Origin of the sequence: Empedobacter sp. UBA6745 (assembly GCF_002453775.1) — a bacterium.
Taxonomy (GTDB): domain Bacteria; phylum Bacteroidota; class Bacteroidia; order Flavobacteriales; family Weeksellaceae; genus Empedobacter; species Empedobacter falsenii_C.
The window spans coordinates 188,853-212,292 of record NZ_DKHL01000057.1 but is presented as its reverse complement, the minus strand read 5'-3'; the positions used below and the strand labels follow the sequence as shown (position 1 = coordinate 212,292).

Sequence of the window (23,440 nt, the reverse complement as noted above, 5' to 3'; positions counted from 1 at the left end):
AAAATTATCCATTATTCTTCCTTTTTATTTTCTTTTTTATCTTTTGTATGAAGAATTTGATTTTCGATATTTTCTAAATATTGAATCTGCATTTCCTGTATTTCTAATAATTTCTTATTCTGATGAACCAATAAATGATCTATTTTTTCACTTAATAATTTTATTTCCAATTCAGCTTTCAAGTTAATTTTATAATCATGTTCGGCTCTATCACGATCTTTATCTTCTTGACGATTTTGACTCATCATAATAATTGGGGCTTGTATTGCCGCTAAACAAGACAAAATCAAATTGAGTAAAATAAATGGATAGGGATCAAAACCTTTGTTGTGCAACATCCAAAAATTAAGAAACATCCAAGCCAATAAGAAAATAAAAAACGAAATAATAAATGTCCAACTTCCACCAAAAGATGCTACTTTATCTGCAATTCTATCGCCTGTTGTCAATGGTTTTGATGTATTTTCTTTTATATTTTCGGAAAGAATAGAATTATCACGAATCGCTTCCACTACATCTTGATCCAATTTTTCCATTTCACCTTTTTCTTGCGAAATCAAATTTGCAAAAAATTGACGACGATATTTGTTCAATACTTTTATCGAAACATAATCTTCTTCGGTAATTGCGGGATAATCTTGCTGAATCAATTTAAAAATCTCTTGCTGAATTTCTTTTCCTTTTACAGCTTCGTAGCGATTAATTGGTTTTTGAGTTACAAAACATTTCATAATAATCTATTTTAGTCAAAAATCACCTAACAAAAAACGCTCCTAAAATTAGAAGCGTTTTAATTATTAAAAGTTATTCGTGTAATAATCGAAATATTTACAATTTGATTTTATTTCTTGATATGTTTTAGTGTCCGAATATTGTTTCAAATTCTTAAAATTAGAACGGTAATTTGCCACTTTAAACGCTAAAATCTTCTCTTCGTTATCATATTGATTTTCGTACAAACGTTTCAATACAGGGTCTTTTGCATTATAAAATCTTCCTTGTTCATTCTTCGACAATGCAAACAATATTTGCGCTTTCATTTCTTTGTCTTTTGTCGAATCAAATGCTTTTTTCAAATAATTTTCTGAAGGCGTAAAATTATCTACGTAATTTCCACCCCAACCAAAACTTTTGTAAAAGAAATTGCTTGTCGCTTCATACTGATCGCCATAATTATTAAATTTTGGTCCATTATCATTATTTCGATCAAATGTCAACAAATAACGATAATAGCCCAAAGTCGTCGTATTGTAGAAGAAATTCCCCAACAAATAATTCGCTTTTGCAGCTTCTTCTGTATTTTTCTTTGCTATTTTATTCAATTCAATCATCGCATTTGTCAATTCTAATTTTGACATTTTTGGTTTGATAAATTTGAATTCATTCAAATATGGTGTTGCAATCACTTGATTTTCGTCACAATTAAAACATTCAATCTTATTATAGCCAAAAATTTTATTCGGAATATTATGATAGCCATCAAACTGATTTTCTACCCAAGTTTTGCTTTCTTTTTCTGTTGTATAATCGTAATCATAAACAAAATAAGCACTTTCTGACGTATGATATTTTTGATCAATCTTCTCAAATTCTTTCTTCGCTAAATCAAATTTCATTTCGCCTAAATACAATGTTCCTTTGAAATCGGCTAAATAATCAGATAATTTAAACTGAATATCTGTCGATTTTTCTGTTCTCCAATCCCATGAACTCGATTTTACTTTTGCATTAATCAAATATTTTTCGAAAGCTGTTTTATTCGATTTTTTATCCAATTTATCCAAATCATTGATAATCGCCCAATCCGGATTTGAACCTAATTGTGTAATTTCATTATGAATCAAAAATGCTTTTCCTTTATCACCTTGCAGAAAATATCGATTTCCCAAAACATCTAAAATCACATTTTTCAAGTTCATTTTTTGATCATCTTCATCTGAATAATCATAAACATCTTCTGGTAATTTTGGATATTCATAATTTAAAATCGACGCATATTTTTGCATCAATTGATTCTCGAAACTATCTGAAATTTTCTTTTGTTCGAAAATCTCTAATAAAATTTCAATCACTTTTTTCTGTTGTTGAAATTCTTTCGATGTTGAATTTACTTTTGCTAAATACGTTTTTGTTTCCGAAAAATTTTTGTTCAATAAATTAAGATATGCCACCGATAAATTCCAATATTCTTTGTTATTAGCTTTTGTTGCTTGCGATTTTGCCAAAGAAATTAATTCATTAATCTGAATTTCATCTTTCGAATTTTCATCAGAACTTCCATAATAATTGTTATTCGTTTTTACAGGTAAATATAAATCCGTATACTTTTTTCGCTCTTGAGACGAATCCCAATAATAATCTTCAGGATTTTGTTGCAAATATTCGCGCTCAATTAAATTGATAGAACGTGCAAATAATATTCTCGCTTGTGGAGCATTCACATCATTCGCAATAATTTTTTTTGCAGGCGCCAACGGATTCGAAAAATCGTTGTAACCTATTAACAAATACAAATCATTTTTTTCTTGAATCGTTTTGGCATTGGCTAACATTTTCTCATAATTCAAATCTTCTGTCACGCGCATCGATTGATAAGCACTCATTTTTCGATCATTTGAATGAGAAAAAACTTCGAAAAAGTCATAATTCGCCTGAATATAATTTCCAAGTGCACGTTCTGCTCCACCTTTTTGATCTAATGCATAATAGTACATCGAATTTTTAAGTCCTTGCGACGCCACATACATGTTAAAATAATTGATGGCATCTTTATATTCATGGAAATAATGGGCAAAACGCACCAATTGATAACCATAACGAGTTTTTAATTCTTTGTCCGTTTCCGCATTCCAACTTTTCTTTAGAACCTCAAGAACTTTTTTATAATTTAGATTATTGACATTTTTCTCTGGACGATCGACATACGACCATTCTCCATTATCGATGTAATAAAAAGCCATGTAAGGTTCTAGGTACTTAGCATACGACAGATAAAGTAAACTTTGTTTATTCTTTTTTACCCAATCTGTTGTCGCAAAATTATAGTTCGCATTGGATGATTTTCCATTCTTTATCATCAAATCAATTTCTTGTTTCGATGCTTTAAAAACCAACTCAAATGCTTGCTGATAGTTAATTCCTAACGTTTTTTGCCAATCCAAAATATTTTCATTCTTTTGATTTGCATCCATCGTATAATATGGATTATCCAACGTCATCAAAAATGGCTGATATTGCGGTGCTTCGCTTAATGTTTGCGAAAAAAGATTGTAGTAATAATAATCTTCTCCACCTCCATCAGCACACGCAAATGCTTTGGTCAAACCAAAAGTTAGGCATAAAGTAAGTACTATTTTTTTCATAATTGTGTTGGTATTGTTTTCAAAAATTTTGAGTCTAAATGATAATAAATCAAGCGATAATTGTAAGATAATTTTGTATCGATAAATGATTTTGTTTCAACTAATAATTCGGGAAAAATCGTTTCAACTTTTATTGTAAAACCTTTGCTCACATAAAAATTTCGAACAAAAAAATCATCTTCCACTTCATAAAATCCATTTCTGATTTTCTTTACAGGTTTTCCTATCAAATCTTGCTCCGAAAAGGAATTGATTAATTTTATTCTTCCTTGATGATTTGTCAAAATTGCCCATGAATAAATTGGCAAAGCAACATCTAATTTGATTGGATAATCGTTTAAATTCTTCAAATAATCTTTCGCTATTTTCAAATCTAAAATCGAATTATTTTCAGATTGATCGGTTGGATTTTCGGTTGCATAACACATCAAAACCATTTTATCCAAAGGCGGAATACCTTCTTGATCTTTAAATTTAACTTGATGCAAACGCAAAGTTGCCGAAAGTTTTTTGCCCGAAATATGTTTCAATTCTGACAAAAACGTAAAATAATTTTCGCGAGTAGATTTCGTCCAATCACAATCTATCTGAATTTCATTGAAGTTTTTCATATTTCCTCTTTCAGCCGTTTCACTCAAAAAATTATACACATCTTTTGCTAAAATTTTGACTTGATCTTTGGATGTATTCAGAAAAGTTTGATTGGTAATAAAAATCGTCGGAATATAATTAACATTGAGTTTTGTTGCATCAAAATTCTGAATAATTCCAACCGGAGAAATTTTATTCAGTTTTTTATCTACATCAAAAAATCGAACGTAAACATTTTCCACTTTCAACGAATCAACCGCTTTTTTTTCTGTTTCGTTCACCAAATAATTACTTCGCCAATAATAAAAATCAATCGGCGACTTTTTGGTTTTGGAAGTACATCCAACCAAACTAATTATCGTAAACAGTGTTAAAAATCTAAATAAAAATTTCATACTCAAATTTAACTCAAAATCTATAAATCACAATCGATGAAAATAGTGAGATTTTATCAAATTAATTGTCGAAATTTATCCTCTATAATATTCTTAAAAAATGAATGATAAAAATTTTCAGCGTGTAATCGAAATGTCTTTTGCAAGTGTTTATCCGCATTACATCACGAAAGCAGAAAAGAAAAACCGAACAAAAACGGAAGTTGATCAAATTATTTTTTGGTTAACAGGTTATACTGAAAAAGATTTGGAAGAAATTTTAACAAAGAAAACTAACTTTCATGATTTTTTTGAAAATGCACCAAAGTTTAATCCAAATTCAACTAAAATAAAAGGTGTGATTTGCGGCTATCGTGTGGAAGAAATTGAAAATCCATTGATGCAAAAAATTCGATATTTAGACAAATTAATCGATGAATTAGCCAAAGGAAAAACGATGGAAAAGATTTTGAGAAGTTAGATTATTTCCACTTTTTGATATGTTCAATTGGTTGCTTTAATTGAAAACTTAACGATTTTATTTTTGCTTTGATCAACTTTTTTCGTCCATAATAACTTCTTGTGTAATGCAATTCTGCATCGCCTACAAGTTGCAACCATTGTTGATGAAAATATTCGGCCTTTTTCTTGTGTTGACCAATAATTTCGGGAACCGAATGATAATCTCTTTGTTTGAAAAGCTTCATCAGCACACTTTTTCGTTCGATAAAATAACGTGGATTATCAATTGGATTTAAAATATTTTCGAGCGAATGTAAAAAAGTCGCCTTATCATAAGTTGTTGCCGACAATAAACTACACGAAATATTTCCCGATTTATCTACAGTTGTCAAAATATTTGTTTCTCGCAATTCATTAGACAATAAATTAAAATGTTGCAAAGTATTGAATAACGCAACAGCTATTTTCTGAAAATCTTTGGTGATATCTCTATATTGAATATAAAGTTTGATGTTTTTGTAAAAATTAACTCCGAAATACACAATTCCGACCGTTGAGAGAAAAATTATGGTTGAAAGAAAGCTTTTTTTCGACATCGAAAATAAAAGTGTTCGAATACTTTCTTCGAAAAAGAAAACGATAAAAGAGATGAATGAAAGAAGTAAACTTGTTGTTAAACTTTTTATCGACTTCGAATAATACAAATGTTTTGAGAAATCATATTCTTTTTCTCCGTCATAAAAATACTTTAATTCATTATCAATCTTTGTTCCTTCGGCAATAGAATTTGTCCAAGAATCTCTAATTTGAACATCATTTTTACTCCATTCTATCGTTTGCTGATTGTAATTTTCAATAGATTCCTCTGTAAATTGTTCAGGAAGATTCAGACGAGAAATACCATTCGAAATCGTGTTTTCTTTTTGCGAAATCCCAACAAAAGCCTCAAATCGTTGTCTCATTTTATCCAAATCTCCACCTCCATTTTGCGCAAACAAATCCAACGTAACCAAATGCCAAACGTTACTCACTTTATTTGGTTCTTCAGAATTCACACGAATCGCACGCCCACGCATCTGATTTGATGTTACAAAAGAACCTACATTACTCGCTAAAATCAAACTATTGATACTCGGCGCATCCCAACCTTCGCCCAAATAAGCGCGAGTTCCGACAATTATTTTGATAACACCTTTGTTAAATAATTTTGTTAAAACAGCCAACAAATTTCCTCTTGAACTATCTTCTGCAACAACTTCGAAAAAATTATCATCGAACATCACCGATTTGAACTGAATCGCTTCTGCTCTATCTTTGAACTGATAAATTATTTTTGGAAGAATTGTTTTTGAAACGATTACCATCGAACCTGTAATAATCGCAAGATGTGGAATTATTTCTGAATTTAGATTTCGAAGTTTTTCGAAAATTGGAAAAACACCTAGCTTAATTTTACTCGGTTCATTCTGTAAATTATCCGAATAAAATTCTTTTCGAATGTAATCGGTCAAAATCACCATGTGCAACTTATCGCCCAAATGTTGGTATTCTGATTTTACAATTTCTGCAGTGCTATCAATCTTTTTTACACTATTTATCAGCGAATTTTTAACTTTTTGATTATAATGTAAAGTAACTTTTTTCTGATCGATTGCTCCGATTCGTTTTAAATTCGTTAAAAATGGTTTCAAAAATTTCTCGTGTTTCAAATAAAATTCTTCATCTTTAAACAACAAATAATTGAACATACATTCTGCCCAATAATAATTGAAAGGCGGAAAATCTATCGTTTCGTTTTCTAATAAATCCAAATGCTGAAAATCCAATGGCGTATCAAACGATTTCAGATAAATCACAAAAGACGCATAGGCATCAAAATCTGCATAAATTTCGTCGAAACAACTTGCAGGCGTTTTGATAAAATCTAACATCAAAACAAATTCATACAAAGCTGTATTTTCTTTAACCTCTTGGAAAAAAGCTTCTACTTCTTCAAGGTTTTTGGAAATAATTTCACTCTCAAAATTTATGGGAAATGAACACAACAACAAATCTTGATGCGGACACAAATCTTTTTGTTTGACTAATTCTGGAATAGATATTTCGCAATCAATCGGACCACAAAAAGTGAGATAACGATTCCATTCTTCTTTCGCAACATCAAAAGGCGGCGTAGCAGTTAACGCCACAATCTTTGGTGATAATTCACTTTTGATTTTATTGAGACTTTTCCACCATTCATTTTTTAGATGATGCGCTTCATCTACAATCAAAGTTTTGACGTTATTTTCTTTTAATAATTGAATCAAAGATTGTTCGTCTTTTACCATCGAAGCATGTAATCCTTGATAAGTAGAAATGGTAAGAAATTTTGGTTGATGAATATCCATCGAAATCCAATCGACTTCCTGATTATCAAGAAAAAGCTCAATAAATCGATCTTTCCATTGATTACGAATCGCTAAAGTTGGCGCTAAAATAAGCGTAGGCTCATTAATTCGAAGCATTACTTCCAATCCCAAAACCGTTTTTCCAGAGCCAGGCGGTGCTACAATATTAAGATGCGCATCTTTTAAATGAAATTCTAATTCATCTAAAACACGCTGTTGATAATCGCGCCAAGAATACTTAAATTTTATTGGTTGGAAATTGAAAGTCATGATTGATAAAAAACTGAATGATTTATCTCCTCGAATTTCCAGTTCCATATCCCATTAACACATCGTATCGTTGTCCCCAAGGGCGATAGTAAAACAATGCTTGATATTGATTTTCGGTTTGCCAAAAACTTCCGCTCACATAACTTGGATCGATTTTGCCTGTTTTGGTATTTTTTACGACATATTGATAATTGTAATAACCTTGTTTCAAGAATAATTCGGTTACCCAAAATCCTGCATCGTCTTTTTCTAATTTCGAATTTTCATCAATTTCCCAATTATTAAAAGCACCTACAACATACGGAACGTATAATCCATTTTGATCTTCGAAAGCGTCTAACGCAAAATAAACCCACGAATAATCTGCTTCAGAATTTGCTGCATATTCGTTTCCATAACGGTTATTTCGGATATAAAAATTACCATTAATGTCTGGATAATCATCATAAGGTAGATTATATTTCGGAATATCTGCACGCAAAACAGTGTGATAAACACTATCTTTTCTGAATGTTTTTTCTGTTGTTAAACTCGGAACTTCTAAATTTTTGTTATCAAACCAATTGTATTCGGCACCACCGTCAAACAAAATATTGGTATCATTATATGTTAATTGATTTGGACGAGAAAAAGATGGTCGATTGATAAAATAACCTTCGTTCCAATTGTTATTTTTCATCAAAAATAATCTTGCGCCATCAGGAACTTCAGTTAAATTTTGTGTTCCACTTGAAACTTGAACTTGCAAACGCTGATTCAATTCTTTTACGGTTGGATTATTGTAACGAGAAACCATCACACCAACATCCGCAATTGGTTGATAAACGGCAAAACGTTTCGTGAAAATTGGGTTTGAATCATTTTCTAAATACACTTTTAACACATAATTTCCAGGTAATTTTACATTCATTTGATCATTCGGAAATTGAATTTGATAATTGGTATATTTTTGATACGTATTGAATGAATTCTTATATGTTCGCGCATAATCAGCATTAACACCATTTAAAAATTCGGTTTGAAAAATATTCGATTCTGACCAATCTGCATTTCTGTGTTCAATAGAATATTGATAACGCTTATAACCTGCACTGATATCATCAAAAAGAAAAATTAATCTTTCGCTAGAACCTAACTTGACAACGGGTGTATTATCGTTTGTTTGCGGATTAAAAACTTGAACCGTCTTGATATTCTTTGGAGGAATTACATCTTGAAATTGCCCAAAAAGAATTGAAGTCAATAGACAAAGTATAATCGAATAGAATTTCATTTTCATTATAATTTTGATTGTTAAAAATACAAAAAAAGCGCATGCCTTTTTGAAAAAGACATACGCTTATATAACTCTAAAATTTATTTTTTAGTACAAAGCAGGAAACTCGTTTGGTTTCGCTTCGCGCATCAATTCATAAACTTGTTCTGTAATATCATCAACAGAAGGTTTTGAAAAATAATCTCCATCAGTCGCATACGCAGGACGGTGAGCTTTCGCTGTAATCGTCAATGGTGCGCTATCTAATGTAAAATATCCACCTTGTTTCTCGATAATTTCTTGTAACAAGAATGCACTTGCTCCACCTGGAACATCTTCGTCAACAATAACTAAACGATTCGTTTTGTTCAAACTTTTTGCAACATCTGCATTGATATCGAAAGGCAATAAAGATTGTGCATCAATTACTTCAACAGAAATACCTAGTTGCTCCAATTCTTTCGCAGCATCCATCACAATTCTCCAAGTAGAACCGTAAGTTAACAACGTTACATCTTTTCCTTCTTTTGTAATTTCTACTTCACCTATTGGCGTTGTAAATTCTCCAATATTAGTTGGTGCAGGTTCTTTCAAACGATAACCATTCAAACTTTCTACAACAATTGCAGGCTCATCTGCTTGCATCAATGTATTGTAAAAACCTGCGGCTTTTGTTAAATCACGTGGAACTAAAACATTCACGCCACGAACCAAATTCAAAATTCCTCCCATTGGCGAACCTGAATGCCAAACACCTTCTAAACGGTGACCACGCGTTCTGATAATCACAGGCGCTTTTTGACCTCCATTCGAACGATAAAGCACAGTTGCCAAATCATCAGAAATTCCTTGTAAACAATAAAGGATATAATCTAAATATTGAATTTCTGCAATTGGACGTAAACCACGCATCGCTAAACCAATTCCTTGACCAAGAATTGTTGCTTCGCGAATACCTGTATCCGAAATACGATCGATACCATATTTTGCTTGAAGACCTTCTAAACCTTGGTTTACATCACCAATATTTCCTGCATCTTCACCAAAAACTAACGCCTTTGGATATTTTTCGAAAATTTTATCAAAGTTATCACGAACAATTACACGACCATCTTCTAACGCTGGATTTTCTCCAAACTCAGGTTTTACTTGTGGAACTTGTATTGCAGTACCAGAAACTAATTTAGTCGAATAAATTTCTTCTTCGCGTTTCATTTTAGCATCTAACCAAGAAATTAATTCAGTTTTTGTAACTAAATTTTCTGAACGTATTAAACGAATTACTTTACGAACAGCTCCATAAACATCACGTTTGAAAGGACTTTTCTTTGATTTTAGATTACTAATTTCAATGTTGATAAAAGCACCATTAGCACTTTCTGAAGCAACTTTCGTTAATAATTCTAACGCTTCATTTTTCAAATCCAAAATTGGATTCAAATAATCGTCCCAACATTGTTTTTGAGAAGCTTTTACTTCAGCTTTTACTTCAGCTTCTAATTGATCCAACTCTTCCGCAGAAATAATTGCTTCTGAATGATCTGCAAATGCTAAAATATATTCACGGAATTTTGAGATTCCATCAAATTCTTTTTCCCATGTCAAACGCTCCTCTGATTTATAACGCTCGTGCGAACCAGAAGTCGAGTGACCTTGCGGTTGCGTACATTCTTGCACGTGTACAATACACGGAATGTGATGCTCACGCGCAAATCTTTCTGCACGTGTATACGCTTCAATCAAAGCAGGATAATCCCACGCTTTTACAGTAATAATTTCGTAACCTCTTTCCTCTTCCGTTCTTCCGAAACCTGATAATAATTCAGAAAGATTCGATTTTGTGCGTTGAAATTTAGCTGGTACAGAAATTCCGTAACCATCGTCCCAAATAGAAACAACCATTGGCACTTGCAAAACTCCACCTGCATTTATCGTTTCCCAAAAATGACCTTCAGAAGTACTTGCGTCACCAATTGTTCCGAAAGCAATTTCATTTCCGTTTACAGAAAATTGTTGATCTTCGTCTGATTGAGGAACATTTCTAAAATATTTTGAAGCTTGTGCTAAACCTAATAAACGTGGCATTTGACCAGCTGTTGGAGAAATATCTGCACTCGAATTTTTTTGCTCTGTTAATTTTTTCCAAGAACCATCTTCGTTTAAAGAACGTGTTCCGAAATGAGATGTCATTTGACGACCTCCTGATGAAGGTTCTTTTTCTAAATCTGTTAAAGCGTATAATTGTGCAAAAAATTGTTCAACTGTTAATTGACCAATTGCGAACATAAATGTTTGATCGCGGTAGTATCCAGAACGGAAATCTCCATTTTTGAATACTTTTGCCATTGCAATTTGTGGTAATTCTTTTCCATCACCAAAAATTCCAAATTTTGCTTTCCCAGTAAGTACTTCTCTTCTCCCTAAAAGACTTACTTCGCGAGACATAAAAGCCGTCTTGTAATCATTAATGATTTGACTTTTAAACTCTTCGAAAGTAATTTTATTTACCTCTTTTGTTTCCATTTCTTTTGTTTGTTGCATCACAAATTTAACAAAAGATTTGTAACTTACACCATACAATTTGCGTCTAACGAATAGATTATAGAATTGTATCATCCAATTAATAACTATAAAAATAAATACATGAAAAAAACTTTACTGAGTATTTGTCTGGTTTTTGCCTTTGCAAATTCACCTTACTTAATGGCTCAAACGAAATCTGGAAGCGCAACTTTTGTGACGCAAGTAGAAGGAATTAAGGAATACAAACTACCAAATGGATTACAAGTTTTATTGGTTCCTGATCAATCGCAAAGTAATGTTGTGGTTAACATTGTGTACAATGTTGGATCTAAACATGAAGGTTATGGCGAAAAAGGAATGGCGCACTTGTTAGAACATATGTTGTTTAAATCAACAAAAAACTTAGGCGATATCAAGAAAATGTTATCTGACAAAGGTGGACGCGCAAATGGAACGACATATTATGATCGTACAAATTATTACGAAGTTTTCCCTTCAAGCGACGAAAATTTACGTTGGAGTTTGGAAATGGAAGCTGATCGAATGATTAACGCAACCATTAAACAAGAAGATTTGGACAAAGAATTTTCGGTTGTGCGTAATGAATTTGAAATTGGTGAAAATGATCCGTCAGGTGTTTTAATGGAACGCGTTATTTCGGCTGGATATTTATGGCACAATTACGGAAAATCTACCATTGGATCTAAAGAAGATATTGAGCGTGTAAAATCTCCTCAATTACGCAAATTCTACGAAAAATATTATCAACCAGATAATGCAACTTTAATTATTGCTGGAAAATTTGACGAGAAAAAAACAATGGAATATGTGAATCAGTATTTTGCTTCAATTCCAAAACCAACGCGTGTTTTAGACGAAATTTTAACAGTTGAACCAGCGCAAGATGGTGAAAAATTTGTTGAAGTAAAACGTGCAGGAGATTCGCAATCTGTTGGTGTAATGTATCACGTTGCAGCATATAGCGATAAAGATTATGCAGCGATTGATGTTTTAAATAATATTTTAACTTCAGATCCTTCGGGATATTTGTACAAATCTTTGGTTGATACACACAAAATTGCATCAATTTGGGCGTATAGTCCAGAAGTTCGTGATGCGAGTTTTTTCTATATCGGAACTGAAATTCCAAAAGAGAAAAATATCGAGCAAACGAAAAATGATATTCGTGCAGAATTAGACAAAGTTGCTACAATTAATTATACTGATCAAGATGTGCAGCGTGCGAAAGCAAGTATTGTGAAAAACATCGAAAATCAAAAAAATAATACGATTAATTATGCCATTGGTTTAACAGAAATTGTTGGTGCTGGTGATTATCGTTTAGGTTTCTTGTACCGCGATAATATCGAGAAAGTAACCAAAGAAGATGTAAAACGTGTTGCTGAAAAATATTTTAGAGCGAATAATAGAACAGTTGGAACTTTTATTCCGACAAAAGATGAAATTCGTGTAAAACCAGCTGAATTAACGAATAAACAGATTACAGAATTAGTTTCGAATTACAAAGGTCGTGCAGTTGAGAAAGAAGCAAAACCATTTGAAGCTTCAATCAAAAACTTAAAAGCTCATTATGCAGAAGGAAAATTGAACAATGGTCTAAAATATGGAATCATCGACAAAGAAATTAAAGGTGAAAAAGTAATTCTTTCATTTAATTTACCTGTTTCGAATGAAAAAGATTTGGCAAACAAAGGAATGATCGGTCAATTAACGGCTGAATTGTTAATGTCTGGAACGAAGAATTTAACAAAAGAACAAATCAAAGATCAATTAGATGCTTTAAAATCTTCGGTTGGATTTAGATTTGGAGGACAAAATTTATCTGTAACAATTAATACGTACAAAAATTCATTAGACAAAACAATGGATGTCGTGCGTCAAATCATTACAGAACCAACTTTTCCTGAAGCTGAATTAGCAAAATCTGTAAATGAATACATAACATATTTAGATGCAAATACAAACGATCCGCAAGCATTTGCCTTTAACGAAATTAGTCGTTTAACATCTAATTATCCTAAATCTTCTATTTTTTATACAGCTTCTTTTACTGAAACAAAAGATGATTTAAAGAAAATCAAACAAGCTGATTTAGTTGATTTTTATAAAAATATTTTAGGTGCACAAAATGGTGTTGTTTCTATTATTGGAACAAATGACAAAGTGAAAGTTGAAAAATTATTAAATGATACTTTTGGTAAATGGAATAGCAAATCGAAGTACGAAAAAGCGTATCCAACTTTTACAGCAACGAAAAAAGAGGATAAACTTTATAACATTCCAGACAAAGAAAATGCTGCTGCAGTTGGATCAATTAACTTCAAAATGAATCGTGAAAGTGCTGATTACGCCGCAATGGTTATGGCAAATGAAATGATTGGAAGTGGAGGATTTTTATCTGCTCGTATTCCAATGCGATTAAGAGAAAAAGAAGGAATCAGCTATGGTGCAGGTTCATATGTTTCGATACCAAACGATCCTAAAAACGATGTAGCTTCTTGGGGATATTATGCATTTTTAAACCCTACAAAACGTGAAGCAGTTGAAAAAGCATTGAAAGAAGAAGTTGCAAAAGCATTGAAAGATGGTTTCACAGCGGACGAATTGAAAACAAATATTGTAAGTTGGAAAAACGGTCGTACGACTTCTTTGGGAACTGACGGAACTTTATTAGGTTTATCGAATGGTTATTTATTGAACGGAATTACGTTTGATGAATTTGATAATTTAGAGAAAAAGGTAGATGCATTGAATGTAAACCAAGTAAACGAGGTTTTCAAAAAGTACATTTCTTTAGATAAATTAACTTCTGTTTACACAGGAACTTTTGATAAAAAGTAAATACAATTCATATTAATTAAAAAAAAGCTTCAGAATAATCTGAAGCTTTTTTTATGATTTATTTAGAATAAGAATCTGCATAATTATTCATTTTCGGTCTAAAATGTGAAAAAATTTGTTAAAAAACCCTCATTTTAACATCATCCTAAGTTTTTGGCATCATAATTTCTTAACACTAGAAACAATAAAAAAACAATTAACCTTAAATAATAATTCATATGCAAGGATTAGAAGAAAACAATCAACCAACAAACAAAGGAAAAAACGGTTTAGTAGTTCCTTTGGCATTAGTCGGAATCTTATTAGCAGGAAGTGTAGGATATAATATTTATCAAGCAAACCAAATAGGGAATCTTGAAAAAAATGAATCTTTAAATTCTCAAATCCTTAAAAACGAAACGGGTCAAAAAGATCAAATTCGTAAACAATATGATTCGATTTTAAACGACTATACACAATATAAAGCTCGTATTGAAGATCGTAACAATTTATTGGGCGATAAAGAAAATATGATTCAGTTAAAGAATCAAGATATTCAAGAAATTCTAGATAAAGACAATCCTACTGCAGAAGAAATGAATCGTGCTCGTAAAATGATCAACGATTTAGAAGGAAGTGTAAAAAATTACAAATCTGAAGTTGCGCGTTTACAAAAAGAAAATGCAATTCTTGTACGTAGCGTTGACGAATTAAATAATAAAAATTCTGCTTTAACAACAGACAACAACAATTTAAGAGAAAACAATAAAGAGTTAACATATAACTACGAAACAGAAAAAAGTGTTCGTCAAAAAGACAATGCAATTTCGAAAGGAAAGATCAATGAATTAAGTTCAACTTTATCTGTTTCTAATCAACAAATCAAAGGAATTCGTGTAAGAAATAGCGGAAAAGAAGTTGAAAAAACACGTGCAAAACGTATTGATAAAATTCGTGTTTCTTTTGATGTAGATCGTAATTCGAGAACAGAATCTGGAGACAAAAAATTATATGTTGCTATCTATAATCCTGATGGAACTTTAGGAAGATATGGAAATGCACAAGGTGGACAAATTGAATTGAGATCTGGAGATACAGTTAATTTCTCTGATGCAATCAACTTTAATTACACAAACGGACAAACAAAAAATATTACGTTTGATTGGGAAAACGAGGAATTCCAAAAAGGAGTTTACACGTTCAATGTTTACGAAAATGGATTTAAGATTAGTCAAGCAAAAATAACCCTAAACTAATTATTGATACAAGACTAACCAAGAAAGCTCAGCAATTGCTGAGCTTTTTTTTGATTTAATATATTTTTTAAATATTATCGTTTCAAAAGATTAATACTAACAGTTGCCAATTCGTTGTTTGGATATTTTTTGAATAATGTTTTATCTGGAACCAAACCAGTTTCTTGACAAATACGATGAAAAACATCTACTTCCACAATATATTGATCCGAGAATCCATGCGTCGCATCATACGCTGTTGCAGGCGTATTTCCTAAATTCTTCGCCGTTAAATCTGGAGAAATCGTATGTAATTCGATCAACAACAGACCAAATTTATCTACGTAAGGCGCCCATTTTTTAAGATGATTCAATAAGTTTTGTTCCACATCATTGTTTGATAATCGTTTTCCTCTAAACGAAAAAGCTCCTGTAGAAGCACTAATTCGATTTGTTTTGACATCTTTTACATCTTCCCAAATTCGATTATGATCTAAAAATGTTCGGATATTTAATAAATCACTCAACTCAATCGAATAATCATTTTTCAAATCCGTTGCCAAACGATCTGGATCGCCAATATCGCCCCAAATCACTTTTGCCCAAATATCATTTTTAATTAAATTGGCACGCGTCACTTTCAATGCTGCTTGATTATAATCTGCACCAACCAAGAAAAGTGGGTATTCGTCTAGATGTTTTCCGCGTAAGGTTTGACGTTCTATCACATCATACAAATGTTGCAAAAGCGCTCCATTTCCACATCCCATATCCAAAATCCCTTTCGGTTGCTCTTCTATCGGACGATTGAAAATATCAACAATAAACTCATCTATCACTTTGAAATAAGTGGAATGAGCTCCTCCACTACCCCAAACATTCATTTCGCGATTCACATGTTGCTCATCTTCACCATCGGTAATTTCACGCAATTTTGTTGGCGAACCGAAAAGTAAATCATTCAACTTTGCAAACATTGGTAAATAAGAAACTGTAACACCATACGATGTTGCACGACGCGCAAAAAACAATCCTATTTCGGTGAATTTATAGTTTTTTTCGTGTTTAGTAAACCAACCTAATTCGGTTAATCTTTCCAATATTTTTTCGAAAGTTTGTGGATTTTTGTGAAATTCATCTGGATTGAAAGAGGCTTCCATAAAGTATTTATGAAACAAACCGCTCATTCCCATTCGCACAATAATTGGTCCAACTAAAACGCCTTCGATATGTTTGGTAATTTGATAATGCAAAGGTTTTTCAAGAAACTCTTCGTCATCAGCAGTCATCAAATAAGTTTTATATTTATCAAATAATTTGATCCATTTTTTACAAAACTCATCCGAAAAATCATGTTGATTGATTACCTCATTTTCTGCCAAAAAAACAGCTAAATCATGGTAAATATCAATATTAGTAAATGCGCGATCCGAATATTTATTGGTTTGAATTTCGACATTATCTTTCACATTGTCCACCGAATATTCTAACATATTCTGCGAAGCCAATACACGCAAAGCAACATTTAGATAACCTTCGTTTGCCTGAAATTCTTTTGTCAATTCTTCTAACTGTATAGTTTTGTGCTCGACAATGTAATGCAAAGCTCCTTTTTTAGCCAAAGCGCTCAATACAGGAGCCGTTACCAAACCATCGAGATGTCTAAAAATTAGCGATCTCAAATATTTTTTATCCATTTTGGTTGATTTTTTCTACTATAAATATATTGAAAATTGCGAAAAGTTGATGTGAAGGTTATTGTAAAATTTTAAAAATCAGAAATAAAAAAAACCTCATCTATTGATAAGGTTTTTGATGTATGTGATTAATCAATTTTGATAAAATTACCATTCAGATCAAATTTCAAATCAACATTATTTTGTAATAATTCAACTTTTATTTCTTTATCTTTTGTATCCATTTCAATTGATTTCGCATCAATTTTAGGATATTTAGTTTGAAGATATTTTTGAATATTATCTGGAAAAAATTTAATCGGAATCGCTTTTCCTAGACCATTTTTCACCTCCTTCCAATCTCCATTATCTGTAAATTCTATTTTTGTTCCGTCTTTCAATTGAATATTATATGTTGTGATATTGCGTTCAACTTCTTTTATCGCATTCACGAACTCCATATTACCAAAGTTTTTCGAAACAAAATTTTGTGCATTAACAGGCAAATTATTTGCTGAAATAACGGTTTCATTCGGGTCAATATTTACCGTTTTTTGTTGACCATTATCTTGCAAAACCATATAAGAATTAGCTGATGTAGATGATTCTGGCTTATTTGCAATATCGTTTTCCGAAACAATTGGCTGCTCTGCAACTTCTGTTTTACTTGTTTCTACTTCTGTACTTACGTTGTTCTTCGATTCGCACGAAGATAAAACTAAGCTTAAAATGGCGGCTGTTGATAAAACTATTTTTCTCATGATTTAGATTTTAAACGTTTATCAACAAGCATTATACCATAAAAAAAGCTGATTAAAAATTTAACCAGCTTTTAAGAATTTATTTTTTCTTCTGAACTAAAATCAGGTACTCCCAAGGTTTTAATTTCAGTTTTGTTGTTGCATCAAATGTGACATCTTCGTTATTCATAAAATTTTTGTACACCCCATTAATTGGAACTGTAATTTCTTTATTTGTTTTCGTAAAATTTGCAATAAAATAAGCTTCTGTCGTATTTTTTTGACGCTTAAACGCTAAGATAGATTTATCATCAGATGTTTTCAAACGTTCGTAAGAAGCCGCTTTTTTCGCTCCATTAAATGCTTCATTTGTGATTTTCAGTTCTCCTAACTTTTCATAAACGCCACGCATTTTTGAAGTTGGATTACGATCAATAGAATCTTTAACAAAGAATTTTAAACGACGATTAAAATCTTCTTCTTGTCCATTATAAATCAACGGAATTCCTGGTAAAGTATATGTTAATGCAGCAAATGTTTCGACTGCATCACCCATTCTTTCATATTCAGTTCCAGCCCAAGAATTTTCGTCATGATTTGATGTGAACAATAATTTATAATCATCGGCTTGCCATTTTTTCGGAATCGAATCCATGTACGCATCAATCGCAGAAACGTTTTTCTTACCTTTTGCAATATCATTCATGATATGATGAATTTCCCAACCATAAGCGGCATCGAATGCATTATTTGCTAACAAATCAGGCTTCTCTGTTTCACCTAACATAAAAATTTCGCGACCATTTGCCAATTGTGGTTTTGCTTCATTCCAAAAATCTGTCGGAACTTCGTGCGCCATATCACAACGGAAACCATCAATTTTGAAATCATCTAACCAATATTTCATATCAGCAATCATCTGTTTGCGCATTTCTTTGTTATCGAAATTTAACGCCACAACATCCGACCAATCGTAAGGAGAATGCATTTTCCCGTTCTTATCTTGTTCGTACCAATCGGGATGTTGTTTTACCCAAGGATGATCCCAAGCCGTGTGATTCGCAACCCAATCCAAAATCACATAGATTCCGTTTTTGTGCGCTTCATCGACCAATTTCTTAAAATCTTCGGCAGTTCCAAATTCTGGATTGATTCCTCTATAATCTTTGATCGAATAATACGAACCTAAACCTTCTTTTCGGTTTTCTTCTCCAATTGGATAAATAGGCATAATCCAAAGGATTTTAACCCCTAATTTCTTGATATTCGAGATCTCTTTTGTTACCGCAGCAAAAGTTCCTTCTGGTGAAAATTGACGAACATTCACTTCATAAATCACAGAAGTTTCTGCCATATCAGCCGTAAAAGGCAAAATACTTTGTTCTTTCCTTTCTTTTTTAACGTCTTCTGACTTTGTTTCCTTTTTGCTTTCACAACTTGTCAAAAACAAAATTGTCATCAAGGTTAAACCAACTATTTTTTTTATCATTTTTCTTCTATTACTTCTCAAAAAATTAATTCACTTTTTCCAATAATACAATATCAAAAGTTGTATTCAATTCTAAATTTCCGTTCACAACTTTTCCAGAAAAACCTGAATAAGCATCGCGAACTTTCGTACCATCTTTCCAAACAGAACTTACATTAATTGTGTTTTTACCAATTGGCATTTCCAAACCAATCACCACTTCGTCTGTCTTATATTTTCTTGTAAAAATATACGGAGAATTTTGCAAATCTGTTTGATTTCCTGCTCCAACTGCTGGATGACTTCGTCTAAATTGTCCTAATTTTTGGTAATGATTCAATAATGATTCCGTTTCTGAATTTGGTTTAATATCTTCCCAATTCATATTCGAACGAAGATTTGCATCTCCATCAACACCTTCAACCTCTAACGGACGAGCCGTTTCGTCTCCATAATAAATTTGCGAAATCCCTGGCGCCAACAACAATCGAGTTCCTGCATCCCAAGGATTTTGACGATCTTTATCAAAAGGCGAACCATCATCGTGCGATGTAATGTAGCTCATCACAGACTTTCCTTTCATCTTGTTTTGAAGAATATCATTGTATCGATCAAAAACCGTTTGATTAGATTCTTTTTGAGTTGAACGCAAATCAAAATTGATTAATGCATCAAATCCATTCTCGAAATAATTAACCGTTTTATCAGGAAAATTATATTGTTGACCATCATTAATTGAATATCCATAAACTTCTCCTAACAAGAAAAACTTGTTTTGATCCAATACTTTTGTAGGATTATTCGCTTTATATTCAGTAAACGCATCTTGACAAATTTCCTCGAATTTCTTCCAAACATTTTCTTCAGTATGTTTCACCGTATCGACACGATAACCATCAATTCCGTACTTACGAATATAATCTGAAAGCCATTTCATAATGTAATATTTCGGTGCTTTTGGAAGATTATATTTCGCGAAAAAAACATTCAACTCAGCAACTTCTTTATCCAAACGACCTTCTTTTGACCATTTTGCTAACAATTGCGGTGGCAACATTACATCATTTTCAGATTCCGTTAAAATGTCTGGAAGATTTTTCACCAACGTACATTCTATCGTCGTTTTGTAAGACTCATAGGTACATTGTGGAGAAACACGAACCCAATCAGCTGGAAAAACACCGTCCGAATTTGTGAATGGACCTGTGTGATTAATCACCGCATCCAACATAATACGAATACCTTTCGCATGCGCTTTATCAACCAATTCTTGCAACTCTTTTTCAGTTCCCCAGTTTTTATCAATCGACGTCCAATCTTTTGTCCAATAACCGTGAAATCCATATGTTTTTCCTTGTCCTTCGTCTACAAAACCGTGAATTTGCTCCACAATTGGTGTCATCCAAATCGCATTAACTCCTAAATCTGAAAAATAATTATCTTCTATTTTATTGATTACTCCACAAAAATCTCCACCTTCAAAACCTCTTAATTTAGCAGTTTCGGCAGTTCTTCCGTAATTGATATCATTCTTTTTATCTCCATTCTCGAAACGATCAGTCAACAAAAAATAAATATTTGCACCATTCCAAACAAATGGTTGTTTTTCTGAATGATTTGTCTGCGTAGCTTGTGTTGTTGTTTTTGAGCAAGAGCTTAAAAACAATGAAGCTATTCCTAACGTGAAAAATATTTTTTTCATAATTATGTTGTACGCTTTAAGTTCTACGTTTAAAGTTTTTTTACCCAACTTATAACGTAGAACATATTACTTTTAGATTCCTCCATTCGTCGGAATGACATTTACTTTATTGTCATTCTGAAATTATCGAAGAAGCTTTTTTAATTTCTTGTCAAGATGACTTTATTTAATCTCTTTGATACTAATTGCAAAACCTCCACCAGCTTGAGATGTTAAATCTAAAACAGATTTTGAATCAACCTTTTTTGTTTCGATTTTATAGGCTTGAGGATTTGTTTTGTAATGCGCATCTTTTGCATCAGCATAGATTTTCGCTTCGTATTTTTTCCCTTTATCTAAGAAATCTAACTTGATTTTCGTTGAACGAGGCGTTTCACCATTTACATTTCCAACAAACCAATTATTCGAGTTTTTGTCTTTACGTGCAATTGTTAAATATCTTCCTGGTTCAGCTTCTAAATAGTTAGAATCTTGCCAATCTACAGGCACATCTTTGATAAATTGAAATGCATCAGAAAATTGTTTGTAATGCTCAATAATATCAGCAGCCATTTGCAAAGGCGAATACATTGTCACATATAAAGCCAACTGATTTGCAATCGTAGAATTAACGTGCGAATGGTTGTTTGGATTTAATTTCTCCACATCCATTTCGAAAATACCAGGCGTATAATCCATTGGTCCACCTAAAAGACGCGTGAAAGGTAAAACTGTTACGTGATTTGGTTTAGAACCTCCAAAAGCTTGGTATTCTGTTCCACGCGCAGATTCATTACCGATTAAATTTGGCCATGTACGCGCAACTCCTGTAGGACGAACCGCTTCGTGAGCATTAACCATAATTTTATATTCAGCCGCTTTTTCGATTGCATATTGATAATGATTAATCGTATTTTGGCTGTAATGATAATCTCCACGAGGAACGATATCACCTACATATCCACTTTTTACAGATGTATAACCGTTATCATTCATGAATTTATAGGCTTTATCCAAATGTCTTTCATAATTACGAATTGATCCAGACGTTTCGTGATGCATCATAATTTTTACACCTTTTGATTTTGCGTAAGCGTTTAACATTTTTACATCAAAATCTGGATAAGGCGTTACAAAATCGAACACATAATCTTTGTGATTACCGAACCAATCTTCCCAACCTTCGTTCCAACCTTCAACTAAAACAGCGTCAAATCCGTTTTCTGCAGCAAAATCAATGTACTCTTTTACATGTTCATTATTTGCTCCATGCTTACCGTTTGGTTTCGCATTTTTATAATCGGTTACACCTAATTGCACCGTCGGGAAATCATCTGTATATGCCCAAGAACTTTTTCCTGTAATCATTTCCCACCAAACACCAACGTATTTTACAGGTTTGATCCAAGAAGTGTCTTTAATTTTTGAAGGTTCATTCAAATTATAAACCAATTGCGGCCCTTTGAAAGCAACTTCTCGTGCATCATCACTCGCAATAATTGTACGCCAAGGCGTATTGAAAGGTGCCTGTAAATAACCTTTATCACCCAAAGCATCTGGAGTTAACCAAGATTCAAACGTTAATGTTTTATCATCTAAATTTAAACTCATTGCAGGATAATTAATCAACGCAGCTTCGTGTAAATTGATATAAAGTCCATTTGTTGCTTTCATCATCAAAGCTGTTTGTACACCTGTTTTAGAGAAGGCTTGTTGAGATGCATTTCCAATATAAGCTTTATCAAATAATCCTCTAATTTCTGATAATTTAGATTCTGTGTAATCGTATTCTTGCGTATCATAATCACCAGGAATCCAAAAAGCAGTGTGATCTCCCGCCATTGCAAACTGAGAATGTTCTTCTTTGATCACAAAATATTTTAAATTCTTTTGTTCTGGAAATTCATAACGGAAACCTAAACCTTCGTTGAACAAACGAAAACGAATAATCATTTGACGATCTGTATTTGGTTGAGAAACCGTAACAGCTAATTCGTTAAAATTATTTCTGATTTTATCTACTTCTCCCCAAACTGGTTTCCAAGTTTCGTCGAATGTTGACGTTTTAGTATCGATGATTTTAAACCCTGATAAAAAGTTTGCAATATCTTTTGCCTTTTCATCTTCTACGCGATCTTGCACTGCAAAATCCATTTCTTTGTGTTTTGTTTTAAACTCAAAACCTAAATGACTTGGTTTTATAACATCTTTACCTTTGTACTTTAACTGATAAGTAGGTTTTCCGTCTTTAGACAACGAAAAATCCATCACAAAATTTCCATTTGGTGATTTCAACTCTTGTCCATAAACCATATTCATCATCGCGATTCCTAACCCCAGTATAAACTTAAAGTTTTTCATATTTCTTGTTTTTGTTTTATTGTCTGTTTTATGCTTTACGCCTAATGCTTAAAGCAATAAATTTCTTGTCAAGCTGAACTTGTTTCAGCTTCTCATCGTCTACTTTATGCGATCCTGAAACGAGTTCAGGATGACCTTGTTTATTCGTCATTTCGAGTGATTCTGATAAGAATTGTATCGAGAAATTAGACGAATATTCACATCTTACTTC

14 protein-coding genes are annotated in these 23,440 nt (G+C 32.3%); 3 read left to right on the top strand and 11 right to left on the bottom strand.

Features of this window, described 5'->3' with window-relative positions; translation table 11 throughout:
• Positions 1 to 11 precede the first annotated feature (11 nt).
• From B4H69_RS16345 to B4H69_RS16335, 3 genes are all read right to left on the bottom strand, one after another.
• Entirely contained in the window at positions 12 to 731 is a 720-nt protein-coding gene (locus B4H69_RS16345; RefSeq protein WP_280045500.1) for a DUF1003 domain-containing protein, read from the bottom strand.
• A gap of 66 nt (positions 732 to 797) precedes the next feature.
• Entirely contained in the window at positions 798 to 3,362 is a 2,565-nt protein-coding gene (locus tag B4H69_RS16340) for a hypothetical protein (RefSeq protein WP_280045499.1), read from the bottom strand.
• Positions 3,359 to 4,348, bottom strand: a complete 990-nt coding sequence (locus B4H69_RS16335; protein WP_291094922.1) for a hypothetical protein — start codon at positions 4,346 to 4,348, stop codon at positions 3,359 to 3,361. Before B4H69_RS16335 ends, B4H69_RS16340 begins: the two co-directional genes overlap by 4 nt.
• A gap of 100 nt (positions 4,349 to 4,448) precedes the next feature.
• On the opposite strand from B4H69_RS16335, the gene B4H69_RS16330 reads away from it, so the two are divergent.
• Positions 4,449 to 4,808, top strand: a complete 360-nt coding sequence (locus tag B4H69_RS16330) for a DUF2200 domain-containing protein (protein WP_291094921.1) — start codon at positions 4,449 to 4,451, stop codon at positions 4,806 to 4,808.
• 1 nt (position 4,809) lies between these two features.
• Here B4H69_RS16330 and B4H69_RS16325 read toward each other — a convergent pair whose 3' ends face one another.
• The 3 genes from B4H69_RS16325 to B4H69_RS16315 form a co-directional block, all read right to left on the bottom strand.
• The gene (locus B4H69_RS16325) at positions 4,810 to 7,497 is read right to left on the bottom strand and encodes a DEAD/DEAH box helicase family protein (RefSeq protein WP_291094919.1); all 2,688 of its coding nucleotides are present in this window, start codon (positions 7,495 to 7,497) and stop codon (positions 4,810 to 4,812) included.
• Positions 7,472 to 8,728: a type IX secretion system plug protein domain-containing protein gene (locus tag B4H69_RS16320; RefSeq protein ID WP_221853987.1), complete on the bottom strand. Its 1,257-nt coding sequence runs from the start codon at positions 8,726 to 8,728 to the stop codon at positions 7,472 to 7,474. Before B4H69_RS16320 ends, B4H69_RS16325 begins: the two co-directional genes overlap by 26 nt.
• Before the next feature lie 84 nt (positions 8,729 to 8,812).
• A complete protein-coding gene (locus B4H69_RS16315) occupies positions 8,813 to 11,227 on the bottom strand; it encodes an alpha-ketoacid dehydrogenase subunit alpha/beta (protein WP_291094917.1) in 2,415 nt (804 codons plus the stop codon).
• A gap of 120 nt (positions 11,228 to 11,347) precedes the next feature.
• Between B4H69_RS16315 and B4H69_RS16310 the strand changes: the two genes are divergently transcribed.
• Positions 11,348 to 14,089 carry a M16 family metallopeptidase gene (locus B4H69_RS16310; protein ID WP_291094915.1) on the top strand — a complete coding sequence of 914 codons (2,742 nt, stop codon included), beginning with the start codon at positions 11,348 to 11,350 and terminating at the stop codon, positions 14,087 to 14,089.
• A gap of 218 nt (positions 14,090 to 14,307) precedes the next feature.
• Entirely contained in the window at positions 14,308 to 15,324 is a 1,017-nt protein-coding gene (locus B4H69_RS16305) for a hypothetical protein (RefSeq protein ID WP_114998837.1), read from the top strand.
• Between the two features lie 74 nt (positions 15,325 to 15,398).
• On the opposite strand, the gene B4H69_RS16300 is transcribed toward B4H69_RS16305, so the two are convergent.
• The 5 genes from B4H69_RS16300 to B4H69_RS16280 all read right to left on the bottom strand — a co-directional run bounded on the left by B4H69_RS16300 (position 15,399) and on the right by B4H69_RS16280 (position 23,229).
• On the bottom strand, positions 15,399 to 17,000 hold the full coding sequence (locus B4H69_RS16300; protein WP_180905807.1) for a class I SAM-dependent methyltransferase: 1,602 nt from the start codon (positions 16,998 to 17,000) through the stop codon (positions 15,399 to 15,401).
• 128 nt (positions 17,001 to 17,128) lie between these two features.
• Positions 17,129 to 17,740 (bottom strand): PepSY-like domain-containing protein, encoded by a 612-nt coding sequence (locus tag B4H69_RS16295; protein ID WP_180905806.1) that lies wholly within the window; start codon positions 17,738 to 17,740, stop codon positions 17,129 to 17,131.
• A gap of 79 nt (positions 17,741 to 17,819) precedes the next feature.
• Positions 17,820 to 19,208, bottom strand: a complete 1,389-nt coding sequence (locus B4H69_RS16290) for an alpha-amylase family glycosyl hydrolase (protein ID WP_180905805.1) — start codon at positions 19,206 to 19,208, stop codon at positions 17,820 to 17,822.
• A gap of 25 nt (positions 19,209 to 19,233) precedes the next feature.
• Positions 19,234 to 20,889, bottom strand: coding sequence for an alpha-amylase family glycosyl hydrolase (locus B4H69_RS16285; RefSeq protein WP_180905804.1), 1,656 nt, complete (start codon positions 20,887 to 20,889; stop codon positions 19,234 to 19,236).
• Between the two features lie 162 nt (positions 20,890 to 21,051).
• The gene (locus tag B4H69_RS16280; RefSeq protein ID WP_180905803.1) at positions 21,052 to 23,229 is read right to left on the bottom strand and encodes a glycoside hydrolase family 97 protein; all 2,178 of its coding nucleotides are present in this window, start codon (positions 23,227 to 23,229) and stop codon (positions 21,052 to 21,054) included.
• Positions 23,230 to 23,440: the final 211 nt, after the last annotated feature.